The sequence below is a fragment of the Stackebrandtia nassauensis DSM 44728 genome, from assembly GCF_000024545.1.
GTDB lineage: Bacteria > Actinomycetota > Actinomycetes > Mycobacteriales > Micromonosporaceae > Stackebrandtia > Stackebrandtia nassauensis.
Window position 1 is genome coordinate 3412968 of the sequence record NC_013947.1, and the last position, 24892, is coordinate 3437859.

Annotated in this window: 22 protein-coding genes; 11 read left to right on the plus strand and 11 right to left on the minus strand. The window is 68.1% G+C overall.

Going from position 1 to position 24892, the window contains the following annotated elements:
* The first annotated feature begins 145 nt into the window (after positions 1 to 145).
* A complete protein-coding gene (locus tag SNAS_RS15955) occupies positions 146 to 1000 on the plus strand; it encodes a GNAT family N-acetyltransferase (protein ID WP_013018476.1) in 855 nt (284 codons plus the stop codon).
* Here SNAS_RS15955 and SNAS_RS34125 read toward each other — a convergent pair.
* Both SNAS_RS34125 and SNAS_RS15960 read right to left on the minus strand, forming a co-directional pair.
* On the minus strand, positions 905 to 2032 hold the full coding sequence (locus SNAS_RS34125) for an acetate/propionate family kinase (RefSeq protein WP_013018477.1): 1128 nt from the start codon (positions 2030 to 2032) through the stop codon (positions 905 to 907). The genes SNAS_RS15955 and SNAS_RS34125 overlap by 96 nt on opposite strands.
* Positions 2016 to 4412 (minus strand): phosphoketolase family protein, encoded by a 2397-nt coding sequence (locus SNAS_RS15960; RefSeq protein WP_013018478.1) that lies wholly within the window; start codon positions 4410 to 4412, stop codon positions 2016 to 2018. The genes SNAS_RS34125 and SNAS_RS15960 overlap by 17 nt, the downstream gene beginning before the upstream one ends.
* Before the next feature lie 311 nt (positions 4413 to 4723).
* Between SNAS_RS15960 and SNAS_RS15965 the strand changes: the two genes are divergently transcribed.
* Genes SNAS_RS15965 through SNAS_RS15975 form a run of 3 tightly spaced genes read left to right on the plus strand, consistent with a single transcriptional unit; the run spans position 4724 to position 7437 of the window.
* Entirely contained in the window at positions 4724 to 5254 is a 531-nt protein-coding gene (locus tag SNAS_RS15965; RefSeq protein WP_013018479.1) for a SigE family RNA polymerase sigma factor, read from the plus strand.
* A complete protein-coding gene (locus SNAS_RS15970) occupies positions 5239 to 6333 on the plus strand; it encodes a hypothetical protein (RefSeq protein ID WP_013018480.1) in 1095 nt (364 codons plus the stop codon). The genes SNAS_RS15965 and SNAS_RS15970 overlap by 16 nt, the downstream gene beginning before the upstream one ends.
* 39 nt (positions 6334 to 6372) lie before the next feature.
* A complete protein-coding gene (locus tag SNAS_RS15975; RefSeq protein ID WP_013018481.1) occupies positions 6373 to 7437 on the plus strand; it encodes a hypothetical protein in 1065 nt (354 codons plus the stop codon).
* Here the strand turns inward: SNAS_RS15975 and SNAS_RS15980 are convergent.
* A complete protein-coding gene (locus tag SNAS_RS15980) occupies positions 7434 to 8216 on the minus strand; it encodes a hypothetical protein (RefSeq protein WP_013018482.1) in 783 nt (260 codons plus the stop codon). The genes SNAS_RS15975 and SNAS_RS15980 overlap by 4 nt on opposite strands.
* Positions 8217 to 8409: 193 nt before the next feature.
* Here SNAS_RS15980 and SNAS_RS15985 point away from each other — a divergent pair, with 193 nt between their 5' ends.
* Positions 8410 to 8814: a hypothetical protein gene (locus tag SNAS_RS15985; RefSeq protein ID WP_013018483.1), complete on the plus strand. Its 405-nt coding sequence runs from the start codon at positions 8410 to 8412 to the stop codon at positions 8812 to 8814.
* Here the strand turns inward: SNAS_RS15985 and SNAS_RS15990 are convergent.
* A complete protein-coding gene (locus SNAS_RS15990) occupies positions 8811 to 10013 on the minus strand; it encodes an MFS transporter (protein ID WP_041624945.1) in 1203 nt (400 codons plus the stop codon). The genes SNAS_RS15985 and SNAS_RS15990 overlap by 4 nt on opposite strands.
* Before the next feature lie 72 nt (positions 10014 to 10085).
* Between SNAS_RS15990 and SNAS_RS15995 the strand changes: the two genes are divergently transcribed.
* Positions 10086 to 10928, plus strand: coding sequence for a LysR family transcriptional regulator (locus tag SNAS_RS15995; protein WP_013018485.1), 843 nt, complete (start codon positions 10086 to 10088; stop codon positions 10926 to 10928).
* A gap of 95 nt (positions 10929 to 11023) precedes the next feature.
* Here the strand turns inward: SNAS_RS15995 and SNAS_RS16000 are convergent, their stop codons facing one another.
* Positions 11024 to 12190 (minus strand): hypothetical protein, encoded by a 1167-nt coding sequence (locus SNAS_RS16000; RefSeq protein WP_013018486.1) that lies wholly within the window; start codon positions 12188 to 12190, stop codon positions 11024 to 11026.
* Positions 12191 to 12198: 8 nt separating this feature from the next.
* Entirely contained in the window at positions 12199 to 12603 is a 405-nt protein-coding gene (locus tag SNAS_RS16005) for a hypothetical protein (RefSeq protein WP_013018487.1), read from the minus strand.
* A 132-nt stretch (positions 12604 to 12735) separates the two neighbouring features.
* On the opposite strand from SNAS_RS16005, the gene SNAS_RS16010 reads away from it, so the two are divergent.
* Entirely contained in the window at positions 12736 to 13404 is a 669-nt protein-coding gene (locus tag SNAS_RS16010) for a Type 1 glutamine amidotransferase-like domain-containing protein (RefSeq protein WP_013018488.1), read from the plus strand.
* Between the two features lie 16 nt (positions 13405 to 13420).
* On the opposite strand, the gene SNAS_RS16015 is transcribed toward SNAS_RS16010, so the two are convergent.
* From SNAS_RS16015 to SNAS_RS16030, 4 genes are read right to left on the minus strand one after another with little or no spacing between them, the layout of a single operon-like run.
* Positions 13421 to 15730 carry a beta-xylosidase/alpha-l-arabinosidase gene (locus SNAS_RS16015; RefSeq protein ID WP_013018489.1) on the minus strand — a complete coding sequence of 770 codons (2310 nt, stop codon included), beginning with the start codon at positions 15728 to 15730 and terminating at the stop codon, positions 13421 to 13423.
* A gap of 19 nt (positions 15731 to 15749) precedes the next feature.
* Positions 15750 to 16580, minus strand: a complete 831-nt coding sequence (locus SNAS_RS16020; RefSeq protein WP_013018490.1) for a carbohydrate ABC transporter permease — start codon at positions 16578 to 16580, stop codon at positions 15750 to 15752.
* The gene (locus SNAS_RS16025) at positions 16577 to 17461 is read right to left on the minus strand and encodes a carbohydrate ABC transporter permease (RefSeq protein ID WP_013018491.1); all 885 of its coding nucleotides are present in this window, start codon (positions 17459 to 17461) and stop codon (positions 16577 to 16579) included. Before SNAS_RS16025 ends, SNAS_RS16020 begins: the two co-directional genes overlap by 4 nt.
* Positions 17458 to 18744, minus strand: a complete 1287-nt coding sequence (locus SNAS_RS16030; protein ID WP_013018492.1) for an ABC transporter substrate-binding protein — start codon at positions 18742 to 18744, stop codon at positions 17458 to 17460. Before SNAS_RS16030 ends, SNAS_RS16025 begins: the two co-directional genes overlap by 4 nt.
* A gap of 187 nt (positions 18745 to 18931) precedes the next feature.
* Here SNAS_RS16030 and SNAS_RS16035 point away from each other — a divergent pair, with 187 nt between their 5' ends.
* The 4 genes from SNAS_RS16035 (at position 18932) to SNAS_RS16050 (ending at position 23882) form a co-directional block, all read left to right on the plus strand.
* Positions 18932 to 19987 (plus strand): LacI family DNA-binding transcriptional regulator, encoded by a 1056-nt coding sequence (locus tag SNAS_RS16035; protein ID WP_013018493.1) that lies wholly within the window; start codon positions 18932 to 18934, stop codon positions 19985 to 19987.
* Positions 19984 to 21378, plus strand: a complete 1395-nt coding sequence (xylB, locus tag SNAS_RS16040; protein ID WP_013018494.1) for a xylulokinase — start codon at positions 19984 to 19986, stop codon at positions 21376 to 21378. Before SNAS_RS16035 ends, xylB begins: the two co-directional genes overlap by 4 nt.
* A 15-nt stretch (positions 21379 to 21393) precedes the next feature.
* Positions 21394 to 22566, plus strand: a complete 1173-nt coding sequence (xylA, locus tag SNAS_RS16045; RefSeq protein WP_013018495.1) for a xylose isomerase — start codon at positions 21394 to 21396, stop codon at positions 22564 to 22566.
* Between the two features lie 173 nt (positions 22567 to 22739).
* Entirely contained in the window at positions 22740 to 23882 is a 1143-nt protein-coding gene (locus SNAS_RS16050) for a hypothetical protein (protein WP_144300515.1), read from the plus strand.
* Here the strand turns inward: SNAS_RS16050 and SNAS_RS36250 are convergent.
* Entirely contained in the window at positions 23879 to 24775 is an 897-nt protein-coding gene (locus SNAS_RS36250) for a GNAT family N-acetyltransferase (protein ID WP_013018497.1), read from the minus strand. The genes SNAS_RS16050 and SNAS_RS36250 overlap by 4 nt on opposite strands.
* Positions 24776 to 24892: the final 117 nt, after the last annotated feature.

The window sequence follows — 24892 nt, forward strand, 5'->3', positions numbered from 1 at the left end:
GATCCCGAACAAAGCAGGGCCGAACTCCCCCACCCACCGCCACAAAGACCCGCCCACGACCACCCTGACCGGCCCTGGCACCCACACGCGGGCACGCACACAATGACCACGAACCACCCGTCGCGACCACGTGAAGGGAGACCCGATGACACATTGGCACCCCGCCAAAGTCAACGCGGTCGCCGCCATCACCCGCGACGGCCACGTCCTCGAAATCCGACCGGTCGCACCCGACGACGCATCCCTGCGCAAACTCTCCAAGGACTACTCAGCCCTGGTGGCGCTGGACCACGAGCGCATCATCGCGGTCGCGTTCTACGAACACCGCGGCCACGAACGCCAACACGGTGTCGCGGAGGTATTCGTCGACCCCAGACACCACGGACGCGGCATCGCGACACTGCTGCTGGAACACCTCGACGCCGTCAACCCCACCAGCGAACCGCGAACCGCAGACGGAAACCAAATCGCTCACCTGCTGACGACATACGGCATCCCCACAGCCGCCCGGCACACCGAGCCGCGCATCGTCGTGCGACCACTCGCCGTCGAAACGGTCACGCTGGCCGCCGCCATCGAACGCGACACCACCGGCCAAGCGGTACTCAGACTCGAACCAACCGACGCCAACGCCACCCTGACCAACGACAGAACCTACCGACCAGCCACCGACCCCGACATCGCCACCATGTGGCGATCACTACGCACCGCCCCACTACTGCGAAGCCACGCCATCGACACCGGCGCACTGGAAGACCTCACGCAGCGACTGGCCCAACTGGCCCGCGACCATCCCGAAGTCACCGAACTGACCCTCAACCCCATACTTGCCGGAACCGAACGACTCGTGGTCATCGACGCGAAACTACGACTCGCGACCACCCCCGACACCAGCCACCAGCCGTTACCGCGACTCCCGCTCCAACACACTCCTGGTCTGACGCGCGATCTCAAGATCCTCCCGAGCCGCCACCACCAACGCCGCCACCCGACTCCCTGACGCACTGATCACGCGGTCAGCCTCGGCGGCGGCATTGCGGTCCTCATCGACGACCACCCCCACAAAACCCAAACCCGCCATAGCGGCCGCGCGAAGCCGGGGCTGGTTCTCCCCCACACCGCCGGTGAACACCAACACGTCCAGACCATTCATCGCCGCGGCCATCGACGCGATCCCAGCCCGCAACCGATGCACATACACCTCCAGGGCCAAGCGCGCGTTCACGTCACCGGAATCAGCCTCGGCGTACACCCGGCGGATATCACCCGAGACATCCGACAACCCCGCCAGCCCCGACTCATGCTCCAACACCCGATTGGTCTCGGCAATCGACAGACCTTCATGGTCCATGAGCCACAACAACAACCCCGGATCCACACTGCCCGACCTGGTCGCCATCACCACCCCCTCCAACGGCGTGAACCCCATCGTGGTGTCCACCGAACGACCCCCATCCACCGCCGCCAGCGAAGCCCCCGCACCCAGATGACACGTCACGATCCGCGACTCCCCCACCAGCCTCCCCAACAACTCTGCGGCACGACGAGCCGCATAACCATGCGACAAACCGTGGAAACCGTAGCGACGCAACCGCCACCGATCCCGCCACCGCCTCGGCAACGCGTACTCGGCCGCCGCCGGTGGCAGCGTCGCGTGGAAGGTGGTGTCGAAACACGCCACGGCCGCGACCCGGGGCAACAAAGCGGCCATGGTGTCGATCCCCGACAGCGCCCGGGGTTGATGCAGCGGCGCCAGGTCGCTGATCGCCGCGAGCCGTTCCCGCACCGAAGCCGACAACCGCACCGCCTCACCGAAATCCGGGCCACCGTGAACCACCCGATGCCCCACCGCGTCGACACCACCACAACCGTCGAGGAACTCCTCGATCGCGCCACGGTCCGCGCCACGGTCGGACTCGGCGACGTCAACCGACGACACCAACTCGTCGTCATGCCCCAACAGGCGCAGCTTCAGACTCGACGAACCCGCGTTGACCACCAGAACCCGCACACGATCACCCCGTCCGCCCATCAGACCATTCCCAGTCACGCACCTCCGGCAGATCCTCACCGTGCTGCCGCACCCAGTAGCGGTGCCGGGTCCGGTTGTCCTGCATCGACTGCCGCACCCCGGCGGCACGACGACCCAACCCCGGCACCCGGTCGATGACGTCGGTGACCAGCTGGAACCGGTCCATGTCGTTGAGCACCAGCATGTCGAACGGCGTCGTGGTCGTCCCCTCCTCCTTGTACCCGCGCACGTGGAGGTTGTCGTGGCCGTTGCGGCGGTACGTCAAACGGTGGATCAGCCACGGGTACCCGTGATACGCGAAGATCACCGGCCGATCAGCGGTGAACAACGTGTCGTACTCCCGATCGGTCATGCCGTGCGGGTGCTCCGTCGCCGACTGCAACCGCATCAAGTCCACGACGTTGACGACCCGCACCCGCAGAGACGGAAGATGTCGCCGCAGCAGGGACGCCGCGGCCAGCACCTCCAGTGTGGGCGCGTCACCGGCGCAACCCAACACGACGTCGGGTTCCTCACCCTCGGCCTCGGTACCGGCCCAGTCCCAGATCCCAGCACCCCGGGCACAGTGCAGCACCGCCTCGTCGACGCTGAGCCAGTTGGGGCTGTCGTTCTTACCCGCCACGATCACGTTGACATAGTTCTTGCTGCGCAACACGTGATCCCCGACCGACAGCAGCGTGTTGGTGTCCGGCGGCAGATACACCCGGATGATGTCGGCTTTCTTGTTGACCACATGGTCGATGAAACCCGGATCCTGATGCGAGAAACCATTGTGGTCCTGACGCCACACGTGCGAGGTCAGCAGATAGTTCAACGACGCCACCGGCCGCCGCCACGGCAGGCCCCGCGACACCTTCAGCCACTTCGCGTGCTGGTTGAACATCGAATCCACGATGTGGACGAAAGCCTCATAACACGACAGCAGACCGTGCCGCCCCGTCAGCAGATAGCCCTCCAGCCAGCCCTGACACACGTGCTCCGACAACACCTCCACCACCCGCCCGTGCGCGGACAGGTTCTCGTCGGTGTCCACGATCGGAGACTGCCAGGCCTTGCCCGTCACCTCGTACACCGCGTCCAGCCGGTTCGAAGCGGTCTCGTCGGGCCCGAACAGCCGGAAGTTCGCCGTATCGGCGTTGTCGCGCAGCACATCCCGCAGGAAACGGCCCAACACCCGGGTGGGTTCGGACGAGGTGACGCCGGGCTGGTCCACCGCGACCGCGTAGTCGCGGAAGTCGGGAAGCTCCAGGTCGCGCAGCAGCAGCCCGCCGTTGGCGTGCGGATTGGCGCCCATGCGTCGCTGCCCGTCGGGGACCAGCTCCCCCAGCCGCGCGACCGGGGCACCGTCGCCGTCGAACAACTCGCCCGGCCGGTACGACCGCAGCCACTCCTCCAGCTGCCGCAGGTGATCCGGGTTGTCGCGCACCCCGGACAGCGGCACCTGATGCGACCGCCAGGTCCCCTCCACCGGCACCCCGTCGACGCTGCCGGGACCGGTCCAGCCCTTGGGGGTTCGCAACACCACCATCGGCCACCGCGGCCGTCGGCTCGGCCCGCCGTCGCGGGCCTGGCGTTGGATGGCCCGGATATCGGCGATCGCGGCGTCGACGACCTCGGCCATGGCCTGATGCATCGCCTCCGGATCGTGACCCTCCACATAGTATGGTTTGTGGCCGTATCCGCGCAGCAGCGCGTCCAGTTCGTCGCGGGGGATCCGGGCCAGCACCGTCGGGTTGGCGATCTTGTAGCCATTGAGGTGCAGAATCGGCAACACCGCCCCGTCACCGACCGGGTCGCAGAACTTGTTGGCGTGCCAGCTCGTCGCCAGCGGGCCGGTCTCGGCCTCGCCGTCACCCACCACACACGCCACGATCAGATCGGGATTGTCGAACGCGGCACCGTAGGCGTGCGCCAGCGAGTAACCCAGCTCCCCGCCTTCGTGAATGGACCCCGGGACCTCGGGGGCCACATGGCTGGGGACGCCGCCGGGAAACGAGAACTGCCGAAACAACGTCCGCATCCCCTTGCCGTCCCGGGCCACCGCCGGATACGCCTGGCTGTAGCTGCCCTCCAGCCAGCTGTTGGCCAGCAGCGCCGGGCCACCGTGGCCCGGCCCGGTCACGAACATCATGTCGAGGTCGAGGGCCTTGATCGCCCGGTTCAGGTGCGCGTAACAGAAGTTCAGCCCCGGTGTGGTCCCCCAATGCCCCAGCAACCGCGGCTTGATGTGCTCCGGCCGCAGCGGCTCGGTCAGCAACGGGTTGTCCAGCAGATAGATCTGCCCGACCGACAGGTAATTGGCCGCCCGCCAGTACGCGTCGACGGCGGCCAGTTCGTCGTCGGTCAGCGCGGGTTGTTCCAGTTGCTCCAGTTTCGACATGCGAGGCTCCACTTTCGTTCGGCACTATTGCCACCGGTAAGAACCTTCATCTGTTTGTCACGCTCGTCGATAGAGCCGATCGGACCGGCCCCGACAAGGCTAAGGACTTACCCGGCCGTCTCGGCGGGAAAACTGCTTCCTGTCGGTTGCTGAGGGGTGGGTGTGGGTTTTCGAGGGCTATGTCTCGGTGTCGATATATCTTGAATTACTAGTGGGGTTTGGGGTGGTCGCGGGATTTTTCTCCGCTCCCCCGGCAACCCGTTCCACCCGGCAGGTCTCTAGGAACTGTCACCAACCCGATGGGAGAGCCCATGACTGACGACCCCGTGAGCGAGTTCGACGCGTTCGCACGGGCGCGCACCCCGGCGCTGCTGCGAGCCGCGTACCTGCTCACCGGCGACCAGCATTCGGCCGAGGATCTGGTGCAGTCAGCGCTGGCCAGAACGATGCGGGCCTGGAAACGCCTGCAGCGCACCGAGAACGCCGACGCGTACACCCGCAAGACCATGTACCACCTGCAAGTGCGGTGGTGGCGGAGACGCACCAGGGAACGGCAGTACTACCAGCGCTGGGAGCAGCCCGGCACCGTGTCCGACTCCAGTGAGGACGTCGGGCGGCAGCTGGAACTCCAGGCCGCCCTGCGGCGCCTCACCGCCAAGCAACGCGCCGTACTGGTGCTGCGGTTCTTCGAGGACCTCAGCGTCGTCGAGACCGCCGAGGTACTGCGCTGCACGACCGGCACCGTCAAGAGCCAGACCGCCAAAGCCCTGCTGCGGATCCGCGCCGAGTTGTCCCACGACCTCACCACGAACACCAGGAGCCAGGCATGCACGACCACCTGACAACCGACATGAAAGCTCTGGCCGATCGCGCCCGCACCGTCGATCTGACCGAACGCACCCACGCCACCGCGCGGCGGCTGCGCACCACCCGCATCGCCGTGGCCGGGGTCGCGGCCCTGGCGTTGGCCGTGGGCACCGGCGCGGTGTGGACGACCACGGCACTGCCGCAGGGCGGCAACGGTGTCCCGCCCGCGGCCTCGACCGACCGTCTCACCACCAAACTGGACGGACGGTTCGTCTTCACCCGGGGATCCGAGGTCGTCACCTGGACCCCCGGCGGCGATCCCGAAGTGCTGGACGGCATCGAGGATCCGAACCCCGAGACGTTCCGGTTCAGCCCCGACGGCGTCCTGCTGAGCTACCTCGACCAGGACGGCCAGCTGCACGTCCACGATGTCGCCGACGACGCGGAGATCCGGGTGCCGGACCGCGACATCGTCGACGCCAGCGCCGATCCGCCGGTGTGGACCCCCGACTCGCAGCGCCTGTGGATCGACACCGGCCGCGAGGAGGACCGCTACGGCTTCTACGACGTCGACTCCGGCGAGTTCACTCCCTCGCAGGAACCCGCCGGACGCGACACCGTGGTGGTGCGCTCCCCCGACGGCGACGGCGAGATGTTGATCAGCCTGCGCGAAGCCAGCGACGGCAACGAACTGGTGTCGGTCACGCCCGACGGCGACGAACAGGTGCTGGCCGAAAGCCCGGTGCAGGGCACCGGCGAGTACATCACCGACATCCTGTCCACCGATGTGGACGGTTCGCGCATGTGTCTGGACACCAGTACCGACCAGACGACCAACCCCGCCAAGCACCCGACCTGCCGGACCCTGCTGGCCTACGACGACAAGGCGGCCGCCAACGTCGCGCCGGTCGCGACGCCGCTGCTCGGCTGGATCGACGGCGACGAATCCGCCGACGCGACGTCGGCCGCGCTCATCGCCGGCTCCGGTCAGCGGGTGCAGCAGTTCGACGACCGGGCCACCCTCGTCACCGGCGTCGACGAGGTCGTCGACGAAGCGCCGCTGCCGGACGAACTCACCGACGGCGACCCCGAACTCGTGGCCTACCAACCCTAGGCACTCCCCCACCGAGAACACGCACAACGAGGAGAACTCATGAACGCACGTCCCAAGCTGCTGCTGGCGCTGGCCGGTGGCGTGGCGGCCGCGGCGATCGCCGTCCCGGTCGTGTCGGCCGTGGCCGACGGTTCGCCCCCCGCCGGGAACTCCGCCTCGAACTCCACAGCGGACTGCGAACTGACCGAACTCGCCTTCCCGGACGGATACGACAAGGACGTCAAGGCACGGTCCGTGTCGGCTTCAGGCGAATACGCCGCTGGCGGCGCTCTCGGCGAAGACGGGGACAATCCGGTGCTGTGGCATGACGGCAAGGCGATCGTGCCCGAGGAACTGAAGTCCGACACCACCGGTGCGTCGGCCGTCAACGACTCCGGGCAGATGGTCGGCAGCCGCGGCGCCGGGGAGGCCACCGTGCCGTGGCTGTACCAGGACGGCAAGGTCACCAACCTCAAAGTCCCCAAGGGACAATCGGGCAACTCCCGGGACATCAACAACGCCGGTCAAGTCGTCGGATACACCCAAGACGATGAGGGCAGGACCTTCCCGGCGCTGTGGCCGTCACCGGATGCCGAGCCCGTGTTGCTGGACAACCCGTTCGAGGACGGCGGCGGCAGGGCGTACTCGATCAACGAGGAGGGCACGATCTCCGGAAAGTTGATCGATCCCCAGGACATGACCGTCCACTTGTGGAAGTGGACCGCCGACGGCAAGGGCGAGGAACTGAAGCGCCCGGACCCCGGCGACATGGTCGACCAGGACGTCAAGACCAGCATCAGCGGTGACCACGTGGTCTCGGTGAACATCGCCCCGATCGGCGCGTTTCCGGCGTACGCGTGGAACCTGTCGGAAGGCACCGACGGCACTGAGATCGGGCTGCCGGTCGTGGAAGCGGTCAGTGCCGACGGCACGATAGTCGGACTGTCCAAGGACGACAAACCGGCGATGCTCATCGACGGCGCGGTCACCGAACTGCCGGGAGTCCAAGGCCCCGCCTCGAACACCGACGTCGCCCATGACATCAACCAGAAGGGCGACGTCATCGTCGGCGGGGTCGTCGACGAGAACGACAAACAACACCCCGCGATGTGGAACTGCGGTTAACGCCTGAGCCGCACCGCGGCTTCGGTGAAGTTCGAAGCGCATTCGGAGGTGTTGCAGCCGACCGACTGTACCGAGGCGGTGGCCTGACCGCCTCGGTACAGGCCGTTTCCGCCGGTGACCGTGACCGACCACGGCACCTCGGCGCCGCCGGGTTCGCAGTCGAGGTTCGCGCCGTTCTGGCCGGTGATGATCACGCGGCCGACGCGTTGCGAAACGAAGACCTCCACGGAGGCGAACTGGACGGTCGCGGCGCAGCTGGCGGTGCCGGTGATGGTGGCGCGGCCCGCCGTGTCGAACTGTCCGTTCGGGTCGACGGTCACGGAGACGGCGGGCGGTTCGGGTGCCTGGCTGACCGAAAGCGCGAGCTGTCCGCCGGTGCTGCTGCCGCAGCAGGCGGCGATCTCGATGTAGTAGGTGACGCCGCTGAACCCGTCGAAGCGCAGGTTGCGTTCCGAACAGCCGACGAAGCCGCCGGTGTCGGGGTCACCGGCGAAGACGTTGAGGCCGGTGTTGTAGTCGCTGCCGGCGGTGTCGACGACGACGCGTTGGTCGGCGTCGACGGTCAGGGTGTACCAGACGTTGGCACCGGCGTCGCCGCTGGTGCAGCCGCCGTGCGGGGTGTAGGTGGCCTCGGTGGTGTCCTGGGTGACGGCGGCGGGCAGCGAACCGAGGTCCACCGCGCCGGCGGGTTCGTCGTTGCCGGGGACGGCGGCGAAGGCCGGGGTGGGCATGGCGATGACGGCGAAGGCCAGCGACAACGGGATGAGGAAACGGCGCATCGGAACCCCCCAGGGACAACGCGAACGACGGACATCGGCTTCCACTGTCGATCGCGGAGCCGGGCGCGGCTTAGAGGCGAACGGCTCCCGCCGCGATGCCCTGCGACCCCCTACCGGTTGTTCCTCCTTCACGCGTGTCCGCGCCGCCGATCGGGCCCTAGACTCGGCATGTTGACCGAATCGAGGAGGGGTCATGACCGACGAATCGACCTGCGGCACCGGGATGGCGGCCAACGCTGTTCTGCCCACGCGCATGGCGGAGGTGGTCGCCGCGATGGCCGACGTGCTCACCCGCCACACCGAGTCCCTCAATCCCGACGATCCCGCCGCCGAGGCGGAGCGGGAGGCGTGGCTGGCGATCGCGGCCGAGCAGCGTCAGATCGCCCGGCACCTGACGGCGTCGGCCGACCGGATGGAGGCGCAGCGGGAACTGCCGTGGGCCGACCACGACATGGCGGCGTTGACGTCGGCCGACGCGACGTCGGCGTTCACGCATTTCGTGACCGCGCAGGAACGGCTCAGCGATCTGCTCACCGAGCAGCTGGTCGAGTACCGTTCGATGCTGGCCGACAGCCGCGGCACCGACGCCGAGGCCTAGACCGCGGCCCGCGCCTGGTCCGGTTCGGACGGACGCGGTGTGAGGGTCGAGCGTCGCATCAGGACGCGGCCGACGAGCGCGGCGATCAGTCCGGCCAGGCCCGCCGTCGCGAAACCGGCCGCTGGCGAGATCGCGTCGATCGCGACCCCCACGATCGGGGCGCCAAGCGCGAATCCGGTGCTCAGTGCCGAGGACTGCAGGCCGGTAGCCTCGCCGCGGACGCTGGCGGGCGCCAGTCGACTCACCGCGTCGGCCACAGTGGATAGTGTTGGTGCGGTGAGGAGTCCGGCGCCCAGCACGGCCACGCACAGCCACGGCCAGTCGCGGGCCAGGCCCGCCGGAATCGTCAGCAGGCCGAGCAGGCCCAGCAGCAGCCAGGTCGGCATCGGCCGGGGCAGGGCGCCGTAGACCAGGCCGCCGACGACGGAGGCGGCGCCCAGTACGCCGATGACCAGCGCCGCCCACGAGACCTGCCCGGCGTGCTCCAGTGTGGCCACGATGGCCAGGTCGATGCCGCCCAACAGCATCGTGATGCCGAAGGCCATCACGAGCACGGCGATCATGGGCGCGCCCAGCCATTCCCGGCGCGTGGGGCGGGCGGCCGGGCTTGCGGCGGCCTCGTGTGCCGAACGCAGCGGCGGGTTGAGCAACATGAGGCCGACACCGCCCGCGACGATCGCGGCACCGAGCCCCCACGCCGCTGTTCCGGCGGATGCCTGCGCCGCGAACACGATCACCACGGCCGGGCCCACGATGTACGACAGCTCCCCCATCACCGATTCCAGCGCGAACGCCGCCCGGCGCTGTTCCGCCGTGGTCATCGCGGCGATCGCCTGCCGGGTCACCGGCTGCACCGGGATCATGAGCAGTCCCGCCGCGAGGGTGGCGGGCAGCAGCACCACATAGGACAGTATTGGCACGCTCAGCCAGAACAGCAGCTGCGCGCCGATGGTGGCCAGCAGCACGGCGCGCAGACCCCGGCGGTCGATCATCCGGCCCAAAACCGGCCCGCCCACGGCGACCCCGGCGGTCAGTACCGCCACGACGACACCCGCCGCCGCGTAGCTCAGGTCCAGGGCGAGCACGACGTACATGGTCAGCGCGATCGCGTCAGCGGTGATGGCGGCCCGACCCAGCAGGGCGATGCCCAACAGCGGCGTCATTCCCGGTACCGCGAGGACCTGGCGATATCTGGTCACGTCGGCGAGGCTAGACCAACTCCCGGGCTATAGGAAGTCCTTAATTCGTTGGACTCGATATAATGAATTGTTATGGCTCGTGATCTGGAGACCGCTCTGCTGCGGTCGTTCGTGACCGCCGTGCGCGCGGGCAGCATCAGCCGCGCGGCCACCGCGCTGGGCCACACCCAGCCCGCCCTCAGCCAGCAGCTGCGCAAACTCGAAAGCACCGTCGGCGCTTCGCTGCTGCACCGGGCGACAACCGGGGTCACGCCGACCCGCGCGGGCGAGGAACTGCTGCCCTACGCCGAACGCATCCTGGCGCTGTCGGCGCAGGCACTGGCCAAGACCGGAACCGCGCTGACCGGCCACTGCGGCGTCGGACTGCTGGAGGACCTCGCCGACTCCCGGCTCCCGCAGGCGCTGGCCGACCTCGCTCGGCTGCACCCCGGCGCGAGACTGGAAGTGCTCAGCCTGTCCGACGCCGAGATGCGCGAGGCCTTCGACACCGGCCGGGTCCAGCTCGTCCTCAACGAGGTCCCGGCGCTGCCGTCGCCACCACGGTGGACGGTGAAACTGCCGCTGGTGTGGGCGGTCGGCCACGGGGTCGACGTGGACGCGGATCCGCTGCCGGTGGTGTTGTTCTCGGGCACCTGCGCGTGGCGCACGTCCGTATTGGAGACACTCCAGCGCACCGACCGCCGCTGGGAGGTGGCGTTCGAGAGCAACAGCCTCGTCAGCGTGCTGGCGGCGCTGCGGTCCGGGTTGGGCGTCACGGCGCACATGCCCGCCAACCTCGAACCCGCGATGGCGTGTCACGACACCGAGCGTCTGCCCGCGCTGCCCGACGTCGAACTGGGTCTGGCGCGGCGCCCCCGCACCGAGGGCGATCCGCTGATCGACGCCGTGGAGACAGCGCTGCGCCGGATGATCTGAAACCACCTGGGCATCGCTCGTTCGCATGCGGGGACTGCCTCCGCGCTGCTCCGCCAACACCATCCCGCCATTGGCGGTGCTCACCGCGATCATCCTCAATGTCGCCTGACGGCTAACGTCCAGTCGTCGACGACAGGGCGGTGACGCAGACGCCGAACATCGAAGGCCACCGGACCGGGATCGTGCGCCTTCGTGTCCCATGCGGAGTCATCGCCGACAATGCCGGGAATCGCGTACTGCGAATGATCGGCGGTGAGAGTCTCCACGCGGTGGGCGTAGGCGCGTTCTCGCAGGCGGCGCACCTCTTCTTCCAACTTGAACTGAGCCTCGTCGGCCACGCGCTGCGGGTTCTGGCTCTTGATGACGCCACGGTTCACGTCGTCGCCACCGTAGTGGGCGCGGCTCGCGTTCGGGTCCCGCAGGTCGACGTCCGGGGTGACTCGCACGACTCCATCACGGCCGATGAGCCGACCGGTGGCCCCGGGCTGCGCGGACCCGCCGTCGCGCTGTCCGATCACCGGCGGGACCGTGTGGCCCGGGCCCATCATCGGACGTGCCATGGGCATCATGCCCGGTCGACTGCCGATGACGGACGGAACCACGGGGCGCGGTGCCGTCGGACCGAGCGGCACCGCCGGCGTGGCGGTGACGGTCGTCGACGGTGGGGCGACCGCCGTACCACTGGGCGGCGCGGGTGTGGACACCGACTGCAACTCCAGCCCGGAATCGTCCACACTCGGCGGCGGCTCGAACTCCTCGAAGTCCCGCATCCGCGCGTACGACTCGTCGGCAGCCGACATCGTCACCTCCATGATCTGCCGGGACGCCGCGTCGAAGGGCTTGCGTTGGAAGTCCTCCAACGCCTCATCCGCGCCGAAGACTCCGGCTACGAACCCCAGGCCGACGGCGTCGGTGGCGGCGTCGAGGTCCTTCCACAGCTGGTGGATATGGCTCACATCGTGCTTGGCGATGCCCGCCATGGTGGCGATCACGCACCACAACCCGCAGTTGGCCGTGGCGCGTTCAGCGGAGTCCTCTATGTACTCCTGCACCCGCCTGACTTCGTCGAAGTACATGGTGGCCGCCTCTCCCGTCCAGGAGTGCTCCACCAGCCTCAGGCGTTCGTCCAGCAGCAGACTGTACTCCCGCAACAGTTCGGCCATCTTCCCCCACCCTTCGGCCTGTTGCCGCAGGGTCTGGGGTTGATCGGGATCGACAATCTCCCGAAGCTGGTCCACAGTAAAGGAATCGTACGTTCCCAAGGGTTCTCCTAACGGTTGTCCTGGGGTGGTTGGTCTGACGATGGATCCAGTCGAGTGACGACACTGATGTCGTCGACCGACGCGGAGCTCAGCGCGTCCTGATCACCGAACCGGGCCACAATGGCCTCGGTGATGCCACTGAGATTGGACATCCCCGTGCCCACCGACTCCAGAAGCCGGTGCGCGCGGTCAGCGAGTTCATTGTGGAACTCCACGATCGGTTGCGCGGACAGATTACGGGGATCGGCACCCCAGGCTCGGTCCTCACGGTGCCCGGTGTTGCCCGATCCTATGGCGGTGTTGATCTCCCCGGCGCGCTTCAGAAACCGCTCGGCGTCTGATCGCAGCGCCTCGGCGAGCCCGAACATGTCCTCGCGATCCAACGCAACGGCATCCTTCGGTCGGTCGTTCATGCCGGTGTCCTTCCTTAACAAGCCGAAGCCGAGACTTATAGCACAACTCGCACTGCCAGTTCAATGTCACAAAGGAACAGAGCCGAGGAGCTAAGCTCATCGCGGGGTCGCGACACGACAAAGGACAGACGCATGAAACTTCTGCTGACATCGGCCGGATTCAGGAACAAGAGCATCGAGGACGCGCTGGTGGGCCTGCTGGGCAAACCGGTCGCCGAGTCCCACGCGCTCTACATCCCCACCGCGGCGCACGCCATGGCGATGGGGCCCACGTTCATCTACCAGCTGATCCGCGGCCTCGACACCGAAGCACCCCTGTTGAACCTGGACTGGAAATCGGTGGCGGTGCTGGAGCTGACCGCGCTGCCCACCGTCGGCGAGCAACAGTGGGTGCCCATGGTCCGCGACGCCGACGTCCTGTTGGTCGACGGCGGCGACACCCTGTACCTGCACCACTGGATGCGAGAGTCGGGACTGGCCGACCTGTTCCCGTCGCTGACCGACACCGTCTACGTCGGACTGAGCGCCGGAAGCGTCGTGATGGCCACCAGTATCTGGGAGAAGTTCGTGCACTGGCAGCCTGCGACGGGTAGCCACGAAACCCTTGGCGTGGTGGACTTCTCGATCTTCCCGCACCTGAACCACAAGGACATGCCCGCCCACGCCACCGCCGTGGCCGAGCAGTGGGCCGCCGGTCTGTCGGTACCGGGATACGCCATCGACGACGAGACCGCGATCAAGGTCGTCGACGGCGACATCGAGGTCGTCTCCGAAGGGGACTGGAAACTGTACAACCCGTAGCCCGTCGCGGCGCCGTTCAGGTCACGGCCACCGGCGTCGTCAGGATCGCGTCGTCGCCCACCGCACGGGTGCGGCCGGTGATCGCGAAACGCGCGACGGCGGGAAGGTTCTCGCTGGATCCGCCCGCCGCGAGCGTGAACCAGCCCGGCTCGACGATCCGGGTCAGGTCGACGCTGGTGAACGCGGTGCGTTCGGCGTGCAGGGTGAAGGTGACCGTGCGGATTTGGCCCGCGTCGAGGTCGACGCGGGTGAACCCGACCAGCTGCAACGCCGGGCGGGTCACCTGCGCGACCTCGTCGGACAGGTACAGCTGAACGATCTCGGTGCCGTGACGGTCGCCGGTGTTGGTGACGGTGACGGCGGCGGTCACCTGTCCGGTGGTGGGGATGGCGGTGGTGTCGAGTTCGAGTGCGCCGTAGCCGAAGGTCGTGTAGCCGATGCCGTGTCCGAACGGGAACAGCGGGCTGGGGTCCAGGTTGGACACGCCGTGGCTGTCGCGGCCCAGCGGCGGTGCCAGGTAGGTGGCGGGCATGCCGCCCGGCTCGCGGGGAACGCCCACCGGGAGACGGCCGCTGGGGTTGACGCGTCCGGACAGGATCCCGGCGATGGCCGCCCCGCCCGCCTCGCCGGGCAGGAACGCCTGCACGACGGCGGCACAGCGGTCGGCGAAAGCCCCCAGGGCGTAGGGGCGGCCCGACACGACGACCAGGACCGTCGGGGTGCCGGTGGCCAGCACCGCCTCGACCAGTTCGGCCTGGATCCCGGGCAGCGACAGGTCGCTGACGTCGCAGCCCTCGCCGGAGGTGCCGCGTCCGAACAGGCTCGCCAGGTCGCCGACGGCCAGGACGCACACCTCGGCGGCCCGGGCCGCGGCGACCGCCGCCGCGATGCCGGAACGGTCGGCCTCGCGGATGGGTACACCTATCTCGGCGGTGATCTCGGCGTCGGGCAACTCGGCCCGCAGGGCGTCGGCGAGCGTCGGCACGTCGATGCCGAGGCCGGTCTCGCCGGAGCGCGACAGCACGTGGTTGGGGAAGGAATAACAGCCCAGCATGGTGCGCGGGTCGGTCCCGGTGGGGCCGATGACCGCGATCCGTTTGGTGGTCGCCGAAAGCGGCAGCGTGCCATCGTTGGCGCACAGGACGATCGACTTCTCGGCGACCTCGGCGGCCATCGCCCGGTTGGCGGGACCGTCGAGGTCACGGTCCGGTTCGGGGGCGGCCAGCGGCGGTTCGGCGTCGAGCAGACCCAGTTGGGCCTTGTGGGTCAGTACCCGCCGCACGGCGGTGTCCACTGTCGCCTCGTCGAGTTCGCCGGTGGCGAGCTTGGCGGCCAGCAGCCGGTAGGCGTCGACGGTGGGCAGTTCGACGTCGACACCGGCTTCGATGGCGCGCACACCGGAGTCGGCGCGGTCGGCGGTGACCCGGTGGGTCAAATCGAGGAACGCCACGGCCCAGTAGTCGGACACGACGGTGCCGCGAAAACCCCAGCGGTCGCGCAGGATCTCGGTCAGCAGTCGCCGGTTGACGGCAGCGGGCACGCCGTCGACGTCGGCGTAGGAGTTCATCACCGAACCGACGCCGCCCAGCCGCACCGCCATCTCGAACGGCGGCAGCATGACGTCGGCGAACTCCCTGGGGCCCATCGGGACCGGGGCGTGGTTGCGGGCGGCCCGGGAAGCGGAGTACCCGGCGAAGTGTTTGAGGGTGGCGATGATCCCGCACGCTTGCAGGCCGCGCACGTAGGCGGTGCCGGTGACGGCCACCAGGTACGGGTCCTCCCCCATGGTCTCCTCGACCCTGCCCCACCGGTAGTCGCGCACCACGTCCAGGACCGGCGACAGTCCCTGGTGGACTCCCACGGCGCGCATGTCGGCGCCGATGCGAGCGGCCATGGCCTCGATCAGGTCGGGGTCGAAGGCGGCGGCCCAGGCCAGCGACGTCGGGTAGACGGTCGCGCCCAGGGTGGTGAAGCCGGTGAGGCATTCCTCGTGGGCGATCGCGGGGATGCCCAGCCGGGTGGAGTCGACGATGCGGCGCTGGGTTTGCTCCAGTTCGGACGCCCCCGCGCGCGCCGGGATCGGCCGGGTGCCGAACGGCCGGGTGAGGTGGCCCAGTCCGTGTTCGGCGGCTTCGTCCAGGGTCTTGGGCCCGGTGCGCATGGCGTTCTCCATCGGCGCGACCTCCCCGTCACCGGTTTCGGGATGCGGCGGCCAGAACGCGCCCAGCTGCGCGAGTTTCTCCGGCACGGTCATGGAACCCAGCAGGGCCTCGACGCGTTCGGGGATGGACAGTCGCGTGTCGTGCCAACGGTTGTCGTCTGCCATGGGTGGGTGTCCTTTCCTGTTATCTTCCGAAACCGGCGGTCATGCCGGACACCAGTTGCCGACGGGTCAGGACGTAGGCGGCGAGCATCGGCAGCACCGACAGCACCACGGCCGCCAGCACCGCGGGCACATCGATCGCGAACTCCCCCTTAAAGGACCACAGCGACAACGGCAGCACGCGGGTGTCGGCGCTTTGCGTGAGCACCAATGGGAACAGGAACCCGTTCCAGACCTGGAGCGCGTTGTACACGCCGACGGCAGCCAGGGCGGGGCGCGACATCGGCAGCACCAGCCGCAGCAGGATCGTCCATTCACCGGCCCCGTCCAGGCGCATCGACTCGAACAGGGAGCGCGGGACGTCGCGCAGGAAGTTGGTCAGGATGAGCAGCGTGATCGGGATGGCGAACGCGACCGAGGGCAGGATCAGCGCGGCCAGGCTGTCGTAGAGCCCCAACTGGACGATCAGGTAGTAGACCGGGATGATCGCGGCCTGGATAGGGATCGCGATACCCAGCAGGGCCAGCCGGAACACCTCGCGCCCGAACCTGCCCCGCCCGTGCGTGATGACGTAGGCGGCCATGATGGACACGGCGAGTGTGAGTGCGACCGTCGCGGCAGTGACGGTGACGCTGTTGAGGAAGAATCCGGCGAAACCGTTGTCGAGTACGCGACCGTAGGCGGCGAGGGTGGGGTGCGACGGCCACGACAGCGGACTCTCGCCGAAGTAGTCGGCCTGCGGTCGCAGGCTGGTGACGAGAATGTAGTAGATCGGCCCGATGATGACGGCCAGCCAGATCCAGCCCGCGAGCGCTCCGGCCACGTTGGGCCGGTTCCTCACCACCCGGCTCATGATCCCTCCATTTCGGACTCCATCCGGCTGGCGCCGGTGATCCGGTTGAGCCCCAAGGCGATGACGAGTCCGACGACCACCAGGACGAGTGCGATGACGCTGGCCTGCCCCATCTCGTAGGAACGGAACCCGGTCAGGTACATGTCGAGCGGCAGCACCCGGGTGGCGTTGCCGGGCCCGCCGCCGGTGAGCACGAAGATCAGGTCGAAATAGGTCAGTGACCCGACCGTCATCAGCGTGGTGGAGGTGACGATCGTGTATTTCAGCAACGGCAGGGTGATGCGGAAGAACTGCGCCACCGCCCCAGCACCATCCATACGGGAGGCTTCGTAGATCTCGGCCGGAATCTGCCGGGCCCCGGCCTGGTAGATCAGCGTGTGGAACGGGATGAACGACCAGCCGATCACGAACACGACCACGTAGAAGGCCAGCTGCGGATCGCCCAGCCAGTCTCGGCTCAGCGCCGGGATCCCCAGCGCCGTACCGGCGCCGAAGTTCGGGTCGAGCAGCGCGACGAAGGTGAGCGCGACGGCCGCGGAGCTGAACAGCAGTGGCAGGAAGAACAGCGCGCCCAAGACGGCCCGGTAGCGCTGTCGTCCGGCGAGGAAGACGCCGAGCAGCAGACTCACCGGCGCCTGGAACAGCACCGAGACAACGGTGAGCTTGGCCGTCAGCCACACCGCGGTTCGGGTGTCGGGGTCGGCCGCCGCGGCCCTGTAGTTGTCGAGGCCCGCCCACGAGATTGGGCCGAGGCCGTCCCAGTGGGCGAAAGACAGCGCGGCGACCCCGAACAGCGGCACGATCGCGAACACGCCGAACAGCAGCACGGCGGGTGCCGCGAACCAGCCGCTCGGCCCGGTCGCCCGGACGGCACGGGTCACAGGGTCTTGTCCATCGCGTTGGCGAAGTCCTCGGCACCAACGTCGCCGAGGAACAGTTTGCTCAGGTTTTCCAGCAGTTCCTGGGCCTGTTTGGACGGTAGCGCCTGGTCCCAGGACAGTTCGAAGTGCTTGGCGTCGCGAGCCAGGCCGTAGGTGAAGTCCAGGTAGTCGGCGTTGTCGGCCTCGCCGATCTTGTCCTCGATGCCGGTGACCGGGGGTACGGCCCCGACGGCCAGCAGCGAGTCGATGTGGTCGTCGTCGAACAGGTCCCCGCCCAGGTATGAGGTGCCGGTGTTTCGGTGGGTTTCGGTGGCCGAGGACGACACCGACCAGAAGTTCGCCGGATTGCCGACCACATTTGATTTATCGCCTTTGCCGCCCTTGACGGTCGGGAAGGTCGAGTAGGCCAGACCGTCCTTCTTGATCAGTTCGGGGGCGTTCTTGATGAAGTCGGGGTAGACCCAGCTGCCGTGCAGGATCATCCCGGCCTTGCCGGTGTAGACCAGCGCGGTGTCGGCACCCGCGTCGGCCTCCACCGAACCGTAGTTGTCGCCGAAGGCGCCCAGCTCCACCAGTTCGGTGACCTTGTCAAGGGCGTCCAGCATGTCCGGGTGCGACCAGGCGCCCTTCTCGCCGTCGAGGACGCGGCCGAATGCCTCCGGCCCGCCGATCCGGTCGGCGAGGTATTCGATCCACATCAGTTCGGGCCACACGCTCTGCCCGGCCAGCGCGATCGGGATGACATCGGCGGATTTGAGCTTGTCGACCGCATCGAGCAGTTCGTCCCAGGTTTTCGGGAGCTCGGCTTTGGCCTTGCCCAGAACCTCGGTGTTGTAGAACATCTCGATCGGCTGGGTCTGGTTGTTGGGAACGGCGTAGGTCTTGCCGTCGATCTGCCCGACGGCCGCCACCGAGGGCAGCAGCCGTTTACTGAGCTTCTCGACGTCCTCGGTCAGGTCGATGACGTGCTTGTTCTTGACGTAGTCGGCCAGCAGGGCCCCGGCCCAGCCGAAGATGAGTGTTGGGGCGTTACCGGAGCCGACGGCGGTGCGGATCTTCTCCTTGTAGTCATCGTTGGCGAACCATTCGACGGTGATCTTCTCGTCGGGGTGGCTCTTGTTCCAGGCTTTGAAGGAGTCGCGGGTGGCGTCCTCGGATCCGCCGGTCAGGGCCCAGGCGGTGGCGCCGGCGGCGCCGGGTTGCCGTCCGCATCCGGTCGCGGCCAGGATCGGCACCGCCACGCCGAGGGACAGGAGGGTACGGCGGCTGGTTCCACGTTTCATGGCTCGATTCCCTTCTCCGGGCCGCAGCCCGGATACAGTGCCGGAAACTGTTTCGTACATGTTTCTCAATGTTTGTCAATCTACCAATATGAAATCGCCTGTCAAGGCGGCTAGACTTGGCGCGGCTATAGAAAAAGTTTCGTTGACTGGCTAGAATGAGAGCCCCGAACGAGTCCGAGGTGTAGCGATGACCGGCCCCGCCCTGCCCCGCGCGACCCTGGCCGAGGTCGCCGCGCGCGCGGGCGTCTCCAAGGCCACCGCCTCCAAGGTGCTCAATGGACGCCCCGGAGTGTCGGAGGAGACCCGGCGGCAGGTGCACCAGGTGATCCGGGAACTCAACTACACCCCCAGCACCGGCCCCCGGGAGGCCACCGACCACGGCACCGTCCACGTCGTGTTCGACACGATCGTCAACATGTACTCGCCGCATGTCCTCGACGGCGTGATCAACGCGGGCCGTGAACTCGGCGTCGACGTGGTGACCAGCGTCCTGGCCCCCGACGGCGTGATCCCGGACCGGTCACTGGGCGTCGACCGGATCAAGGAGATCGCGGTGCGCGGCCACACCGGACTCATCGTGGTGACCACCCAGCTCACCGGCGAGGAGATCGCCACCTGCGAGAACCTGGGCCTGCCGCTGGTGGTCATCGACCCGGTCAACCCGCTGGACGAACGCGTCATCAGCATCGGCGCCACCAACTGGGCCGGGGGCGTGCAGGCCACCCGGCACCTGCTGGGTCTCGGACACACCCGCATCGCCTTCGCCGGGGGCGCGGAGCACTCGGTGCCCGGCCGCGAACGCCTGCACGGCTACCGCGAAGCCCTGGAGACGGCCGGGATCGTGCCCGACCCGACGCTGATCCGCCGGGGACCGTTCACCTCCGAGACCGGCGCCGAGATCGGCGGGTACCTGTTGGGCCTCGACGAGGTGCCCACGGCCATCTTCGCCGCCAGCGACGCGATCGCCGTGGGCGTCATCCAGGTCGCCCGCTCCCGGGGCCTTCGCATCCCCGAAGACCTCAGCGTCGTCGGCTTCGACGACACCTACGGTGCGATGTGGACCGACCCGCCGCTGACCACCGTGCGACAACCGCTGCGCCAGATGGGCCGGGTCGCGGCCCGCACGCTGCTCGACATCGCCGACGACAAGGTCCCCGACTCCCACCACGTCCAACTGGCCACCACACTGGTGGTCCGCGATTCCACCGCCACCCCCTCCGCCTCATCAAGGAGGTCACCATGACCCTGGTAGCCGGAATCGACTCCTCAACGCGCTCAACGAAAGTCCTACTGGTCGACGCCGAGACCGGACAGGTCGTCGACTCCGGAACCGCCCCGCATCCCGACGGCACCGAATGCCCGCCGCAGGTCTGGTGGGATGCGCTCCAACAAGCTGGCGGCGACCTCATCGACCGCGCCGAGGCCGTTGCCGTCTCCGGCCAGCAACACGGCCTGATCGCCCTCGACGAACACGGCGAGGTCATCCGCCCGGCTCTGTTGTGGAACGACACCCGCTCGGCCCCGCAGGCCGCCCGCCTCACCGGCGAGGGCGGCGGACCCGGCGTGTGGGCGCAGCGCACCGGATCGGTGCCCACCGCGTCCTTCACCGTCACCAAACTCGCCTGGCTGGCCGAACACGAACCCGACAACGCCGAACGCACCGCCGCCGTCCTGCTCCCCCACGACTGGCTGACCCTGAAACTGCGCGGCGTCGGCTTCGCCGAGGCCACCACCGACCGCTCCGAGGCGTCGGGCACCGGCTACTGGTCCCCCGACACCGGCGTCTACCTGCGCGACACCGTCATCGGCGCGCTCGGCCACGACGCCGTGCTGCCCCGGGTGGCCGCCCCCAACGAGATCGTCGGCCACACCCCGAACGGTGTTGCCGTCGCCCCCGGAACCGGCGACAACGCCGGTGCCGCACTGGGACTGCGGCTGGAGTCCGGCGACGTGGTCATCTCGCTGGGCACCTCGGGGACCGTCTTCGGCGTCGCCGAGGCCCCCGCCGCCGACCCCACCGGACTGGTCGCCGGTTTCGCCGACGCCACCGGCCGGTTCCTGCCGCTGGTGTGCACCCTCAACGCGGCCGGGGTGCTCGACACCGTCCGCGACCTGCTCAACGTCGACCACGCCGGGTTCGACGCGCTGGCGCTGGCCGCGGCACCGGGCTCGGGCGGCCTGACCCTGCTGCCCTATCTGGACGGTGAACGGACCCCCAACCGCCCCAACGCGACCGGCGTCCTGTCCGGCCTCACCACCCACACCACCCGCGCCGACCTGGCCCGCGCCGCCGTGGAGGGCATGCTGTCGGCCCAGGCCGACGGCCTGGCCGCACTGTCCGCCCAGGGCCTGCGCGCCGGACGGGTGCTGCTCATCGGCGGCGCCAGCTCCTCCGAGGCCGTGCGCCGCATCGCCCCGCACGTGTTCGGTCTCGACGTGGAAGTCCCACCCACGGCCGAGTACGTCGCGTTGGGCGCGGCCCGGCAGGCCGCTTGGGCCCTGTCCGGCCGCCCACACCCACCACAGTGGAACACCGGTGCCGCCACCGGCTTCATCGGCCGCGCCGCCACCTCCGTCACCGAGCAGTACTCGACCCTGCGCGACGAAACCGCGTCCTGGACGTCCCACCGATAAGAAGGGCAAGACACCATGAGCGACAAGTACACACCCGTGCCGGACGACAAGTTCTCCTTCGGGATCTGGACGGTCGGCTGGGCCGCCCAGGACGTGTTCGGCCCCGCGACCCGCGCCCCCATGCCCGCCGACCGCGCGGTCCACAAACTCGCCGAGATCGGCGCCTACGGGGTCAATTTCCACGACAACGACGTGTTCGACTTCGACGACCCCGAAACCGTCCGCGACGCCAAGATCGCCGCCTTCCGCAAGGCCCTCGACGCGACCGGCCTCAAGGTCACCACCGCCACCACGAACCTGTTCAGCCACCCGATCTTCAAGGACGGCGCCTTCACCCACAACGACCGCGACGTGCGCCGCTTCGCCCTCGCCAAGGTCATGCGCAACCTCGACCTGGCCGCCGAACTGGGAGCCGGGGTCTACGTGTGCTGGGGCGGCCGCGAAGGCGCGGAATCCGGCGGCGCCAAGAACATCCAGGCCGCCCTCGACCGGATGAAGGAAGCCTTCGACATCCTCGGGGCCTACGTCACCGACCAGGGCTACGACACCCGCTTCGCCATCGAACCCAAACCCAACGAGCCGCGCGGCCACATCCTCCTGCCCACCGTCGGCCACGCCCTGGCCTTCATCAACGAACTCGAATACTCCGACCGGGTCGGCGTCAACCCCGAGATCGGCCACGAGGAGATGGCCGGACTCGACTACGCCGCCGGAATCCGCCAAGCCCTGTGGCACGGCAAACTGTTCCACATCGACCTCAACGGCCAGACCGGTCCCCGCTACGACCAGGACCTGCGCTTCGGCGCGGGCAACGTCGGCGGCGCCTTCTGGGCCGTCGACGCCATCGAGGAGGGCATCGCCAACGGCCAGTACTCCGGCCCGATCCACTTCGACTTCAAACCCCCACGCACCGAGGACGACGACGGCGTCTGGGTCGCCGCGGCCGCCTGCATGCGCAACTACAAGATCCTGCGCGACAAGGTCCACACATTCCGCTCCGACCCACGGGTACGAGAAGCCCTCGAAGCCGCGCGGGTCGACCAACTCACCGTCCCGACCCTGGCCAAGGGCGAAACCTGGGCCTCCATAAAAGACCTCACGGTCGACGTCGCGGGTCTGGCCGCCCGGGGCATGGCCTTCGAACGACTCGACCAGCTGGCCCTGGAACACCTCTACGGCGTCGGGTAGGCGGTCACGGGCGTCCCGCACCGGCAGCGGGCGCCGCGAACACCACGAGATTTGACGCGTCGTCATATCCTCGCCTGCCCCGCGAGCGAGGAGCCCCGATGGAACCGGACACCGAACTGCCAACCCGACGGCGACGGCTGCGCCGGTTCGTCATCGGCGGGGTCATCCTGGTCGTGGGGGTCGCCAGCTGGATCACCATCGATGAACTGTCCGGTCCGGACGAGACTGTCGAGCGGTTCTTGACCGCGGCGAAGAACCGCGATGTCGACGCGGCTTTGGCGGAGGTTCTGCCGAAGACTCTCAATGAGATACGCACCGACGACCCCGACGTCTACACCGAGCACGATGGCGAGGATGCGTTCCTGACCGACAAGGCCATGCGAACCGACTGGGATTTCGGGTGGATCTCCGCCGGGCCCAAGGGTGTCATCAACGAGTCGGGCACCGCGACCGTCTCCGCCGAGATCACCGGATTGGGTCAGACCAAGACCGCTGTCTTCGAACTCACCGAAACCAAACACGGCTGGATGCTCGATGATCCGTTCGTGTACGTGAGCCTTCCTTACACGCCGTTGACCTATTTGGATATCGATGGGGTGCGCGCCGAGGACCCGGCTCTCGAGATGATCGATCCGCGTCCGTCATTTCCGGTGTTCCCGGGAACCCATCGTTTCTTCGACGATCTGCCCGCCGATGTCGACGTCGCCAGCAGCCCCAAGCGCACGAAGTTGTTGGCGCAGACCAAGTGGGACGACGATGGCAACGCGCCCGCTGTGCGACTTGGCGAACTCACGCTCAACGGCGACCTGTTGGACCAGGCGCGGCGCAGCATCAGATCGCTCTTCGACACGTGCGCGGCGACCAAAGAGGCCGTTCCCGAGCCGTCCGACGATCACGTCAACCAGGGCTGCCCGTTCGAAATGCAGATCGAGTTCGACATCGGCGACGAAGTCTTTCAAGCACGCGAAGACCACCCGGTGACGTGGGATGTGAAAACGCCACCCGAGTTCGACATCGTCGACGTCCGCGACGAAGACCCCGACAAAGCCTGGGCGCTCAACAGTTTCGAGGCACAACCGGTGAAACCCGGTCGCCTCGTCGTATCCGGTGTCGCCGAAGGCTTCTACGGCACGAACCGGAACCTGAAGTTCAGCTTCGACTGCGAGTTCGCGCCCCGGGGCCTTCGCGGACGACTCGACAGCGACGACGCCATCGCCATGCGTCTCCTGCCGGAATCCGAAGCCGAGCTCGTCATCGTCAACGAGAAGGACGACGGCTGCTCGTTCGAGCACACATTCGTCCCGAAGGGGCGCTAAATGTGGGGTGTTAGGTTGCGGCCATGACGGAGACGATGACCGAGATGCACGGCACGGCGCGCCTGGTGATCCGCGACGGCAAGCTGGAGGAGTTCAAACGCCTTGTCGCCGAGGCGAAGGAGATCGTGCGCACTCAGGACCCCGGCACCATCGAGTACAACGTGTACCTCAACGCCGAGGGCACCGAGGCGTTCGTTCACGAGCGCTATCGCGACGCGGCCGCCGGTACGGCGCACTCCGAGAACATCAGTGGCCTGATGCCGAGGTTTCTCGAGGTCGCGACGATCACCGGTGAGGTGTGCGGGAATCCGAGCCCGGAACTGCGGGCGATGTTGGAAGGCGCCGGTGTGAAGGTGTACTCGCCGCTGTAACAGCGGGTATTCCATGGAGACGCCGTCCAGGGTGACGCCGTTGGGTAGCGGGACCCGGGTGCGGGCGCGTTCCCGGAAGCCGAAGGAGCGGTAGAGGGGTTCGCCCGGCAGGGTGGCCATGAGGACCAGGGTGGTGAAGCCCTGGGCTCGGGCGTCGTGTTCGCAGCGGGTGAGGATGGCGCGGCCCAGGCCGCGGCGGGTCCAGTCGCCGCGGACGAACATCGCGCGGACGCGGGCCGGTTCGGTGGCCGGGTCGAGGAGGCGGTCGTCGGTGGGGGCGTCGCCGGAGCCGGTGTAGAGCTTGTCGCGTTTGCTCCAACCGCCGCAGGCGACGATCTGGCCGTTGGCTTCGTGGACGTAGTAGGTGCCGTCGTCGATGAGGACCGTGTCGGGTTCGGTGAGGTAGCGGGCGGCGGCGGCGGTTTCGCGTTCGTCGTGGAACAGGGGGAACGTGTCGAGCACCGATTGCCGCATCAGGGTGGCGATCGCCGGTATGTCGGTTGTGGTGGCCTCGCGCAGCACGGGTTGTCCCTCCTGGCATCGCGTATTCGGAGCACAGCCTAGCCAGGCTGAGTCGCGGCGCCAAGCGCTTGCGCTGTGAGCAAATAATGTGGCGCGATCGCGTGGGAGTGGCTATCT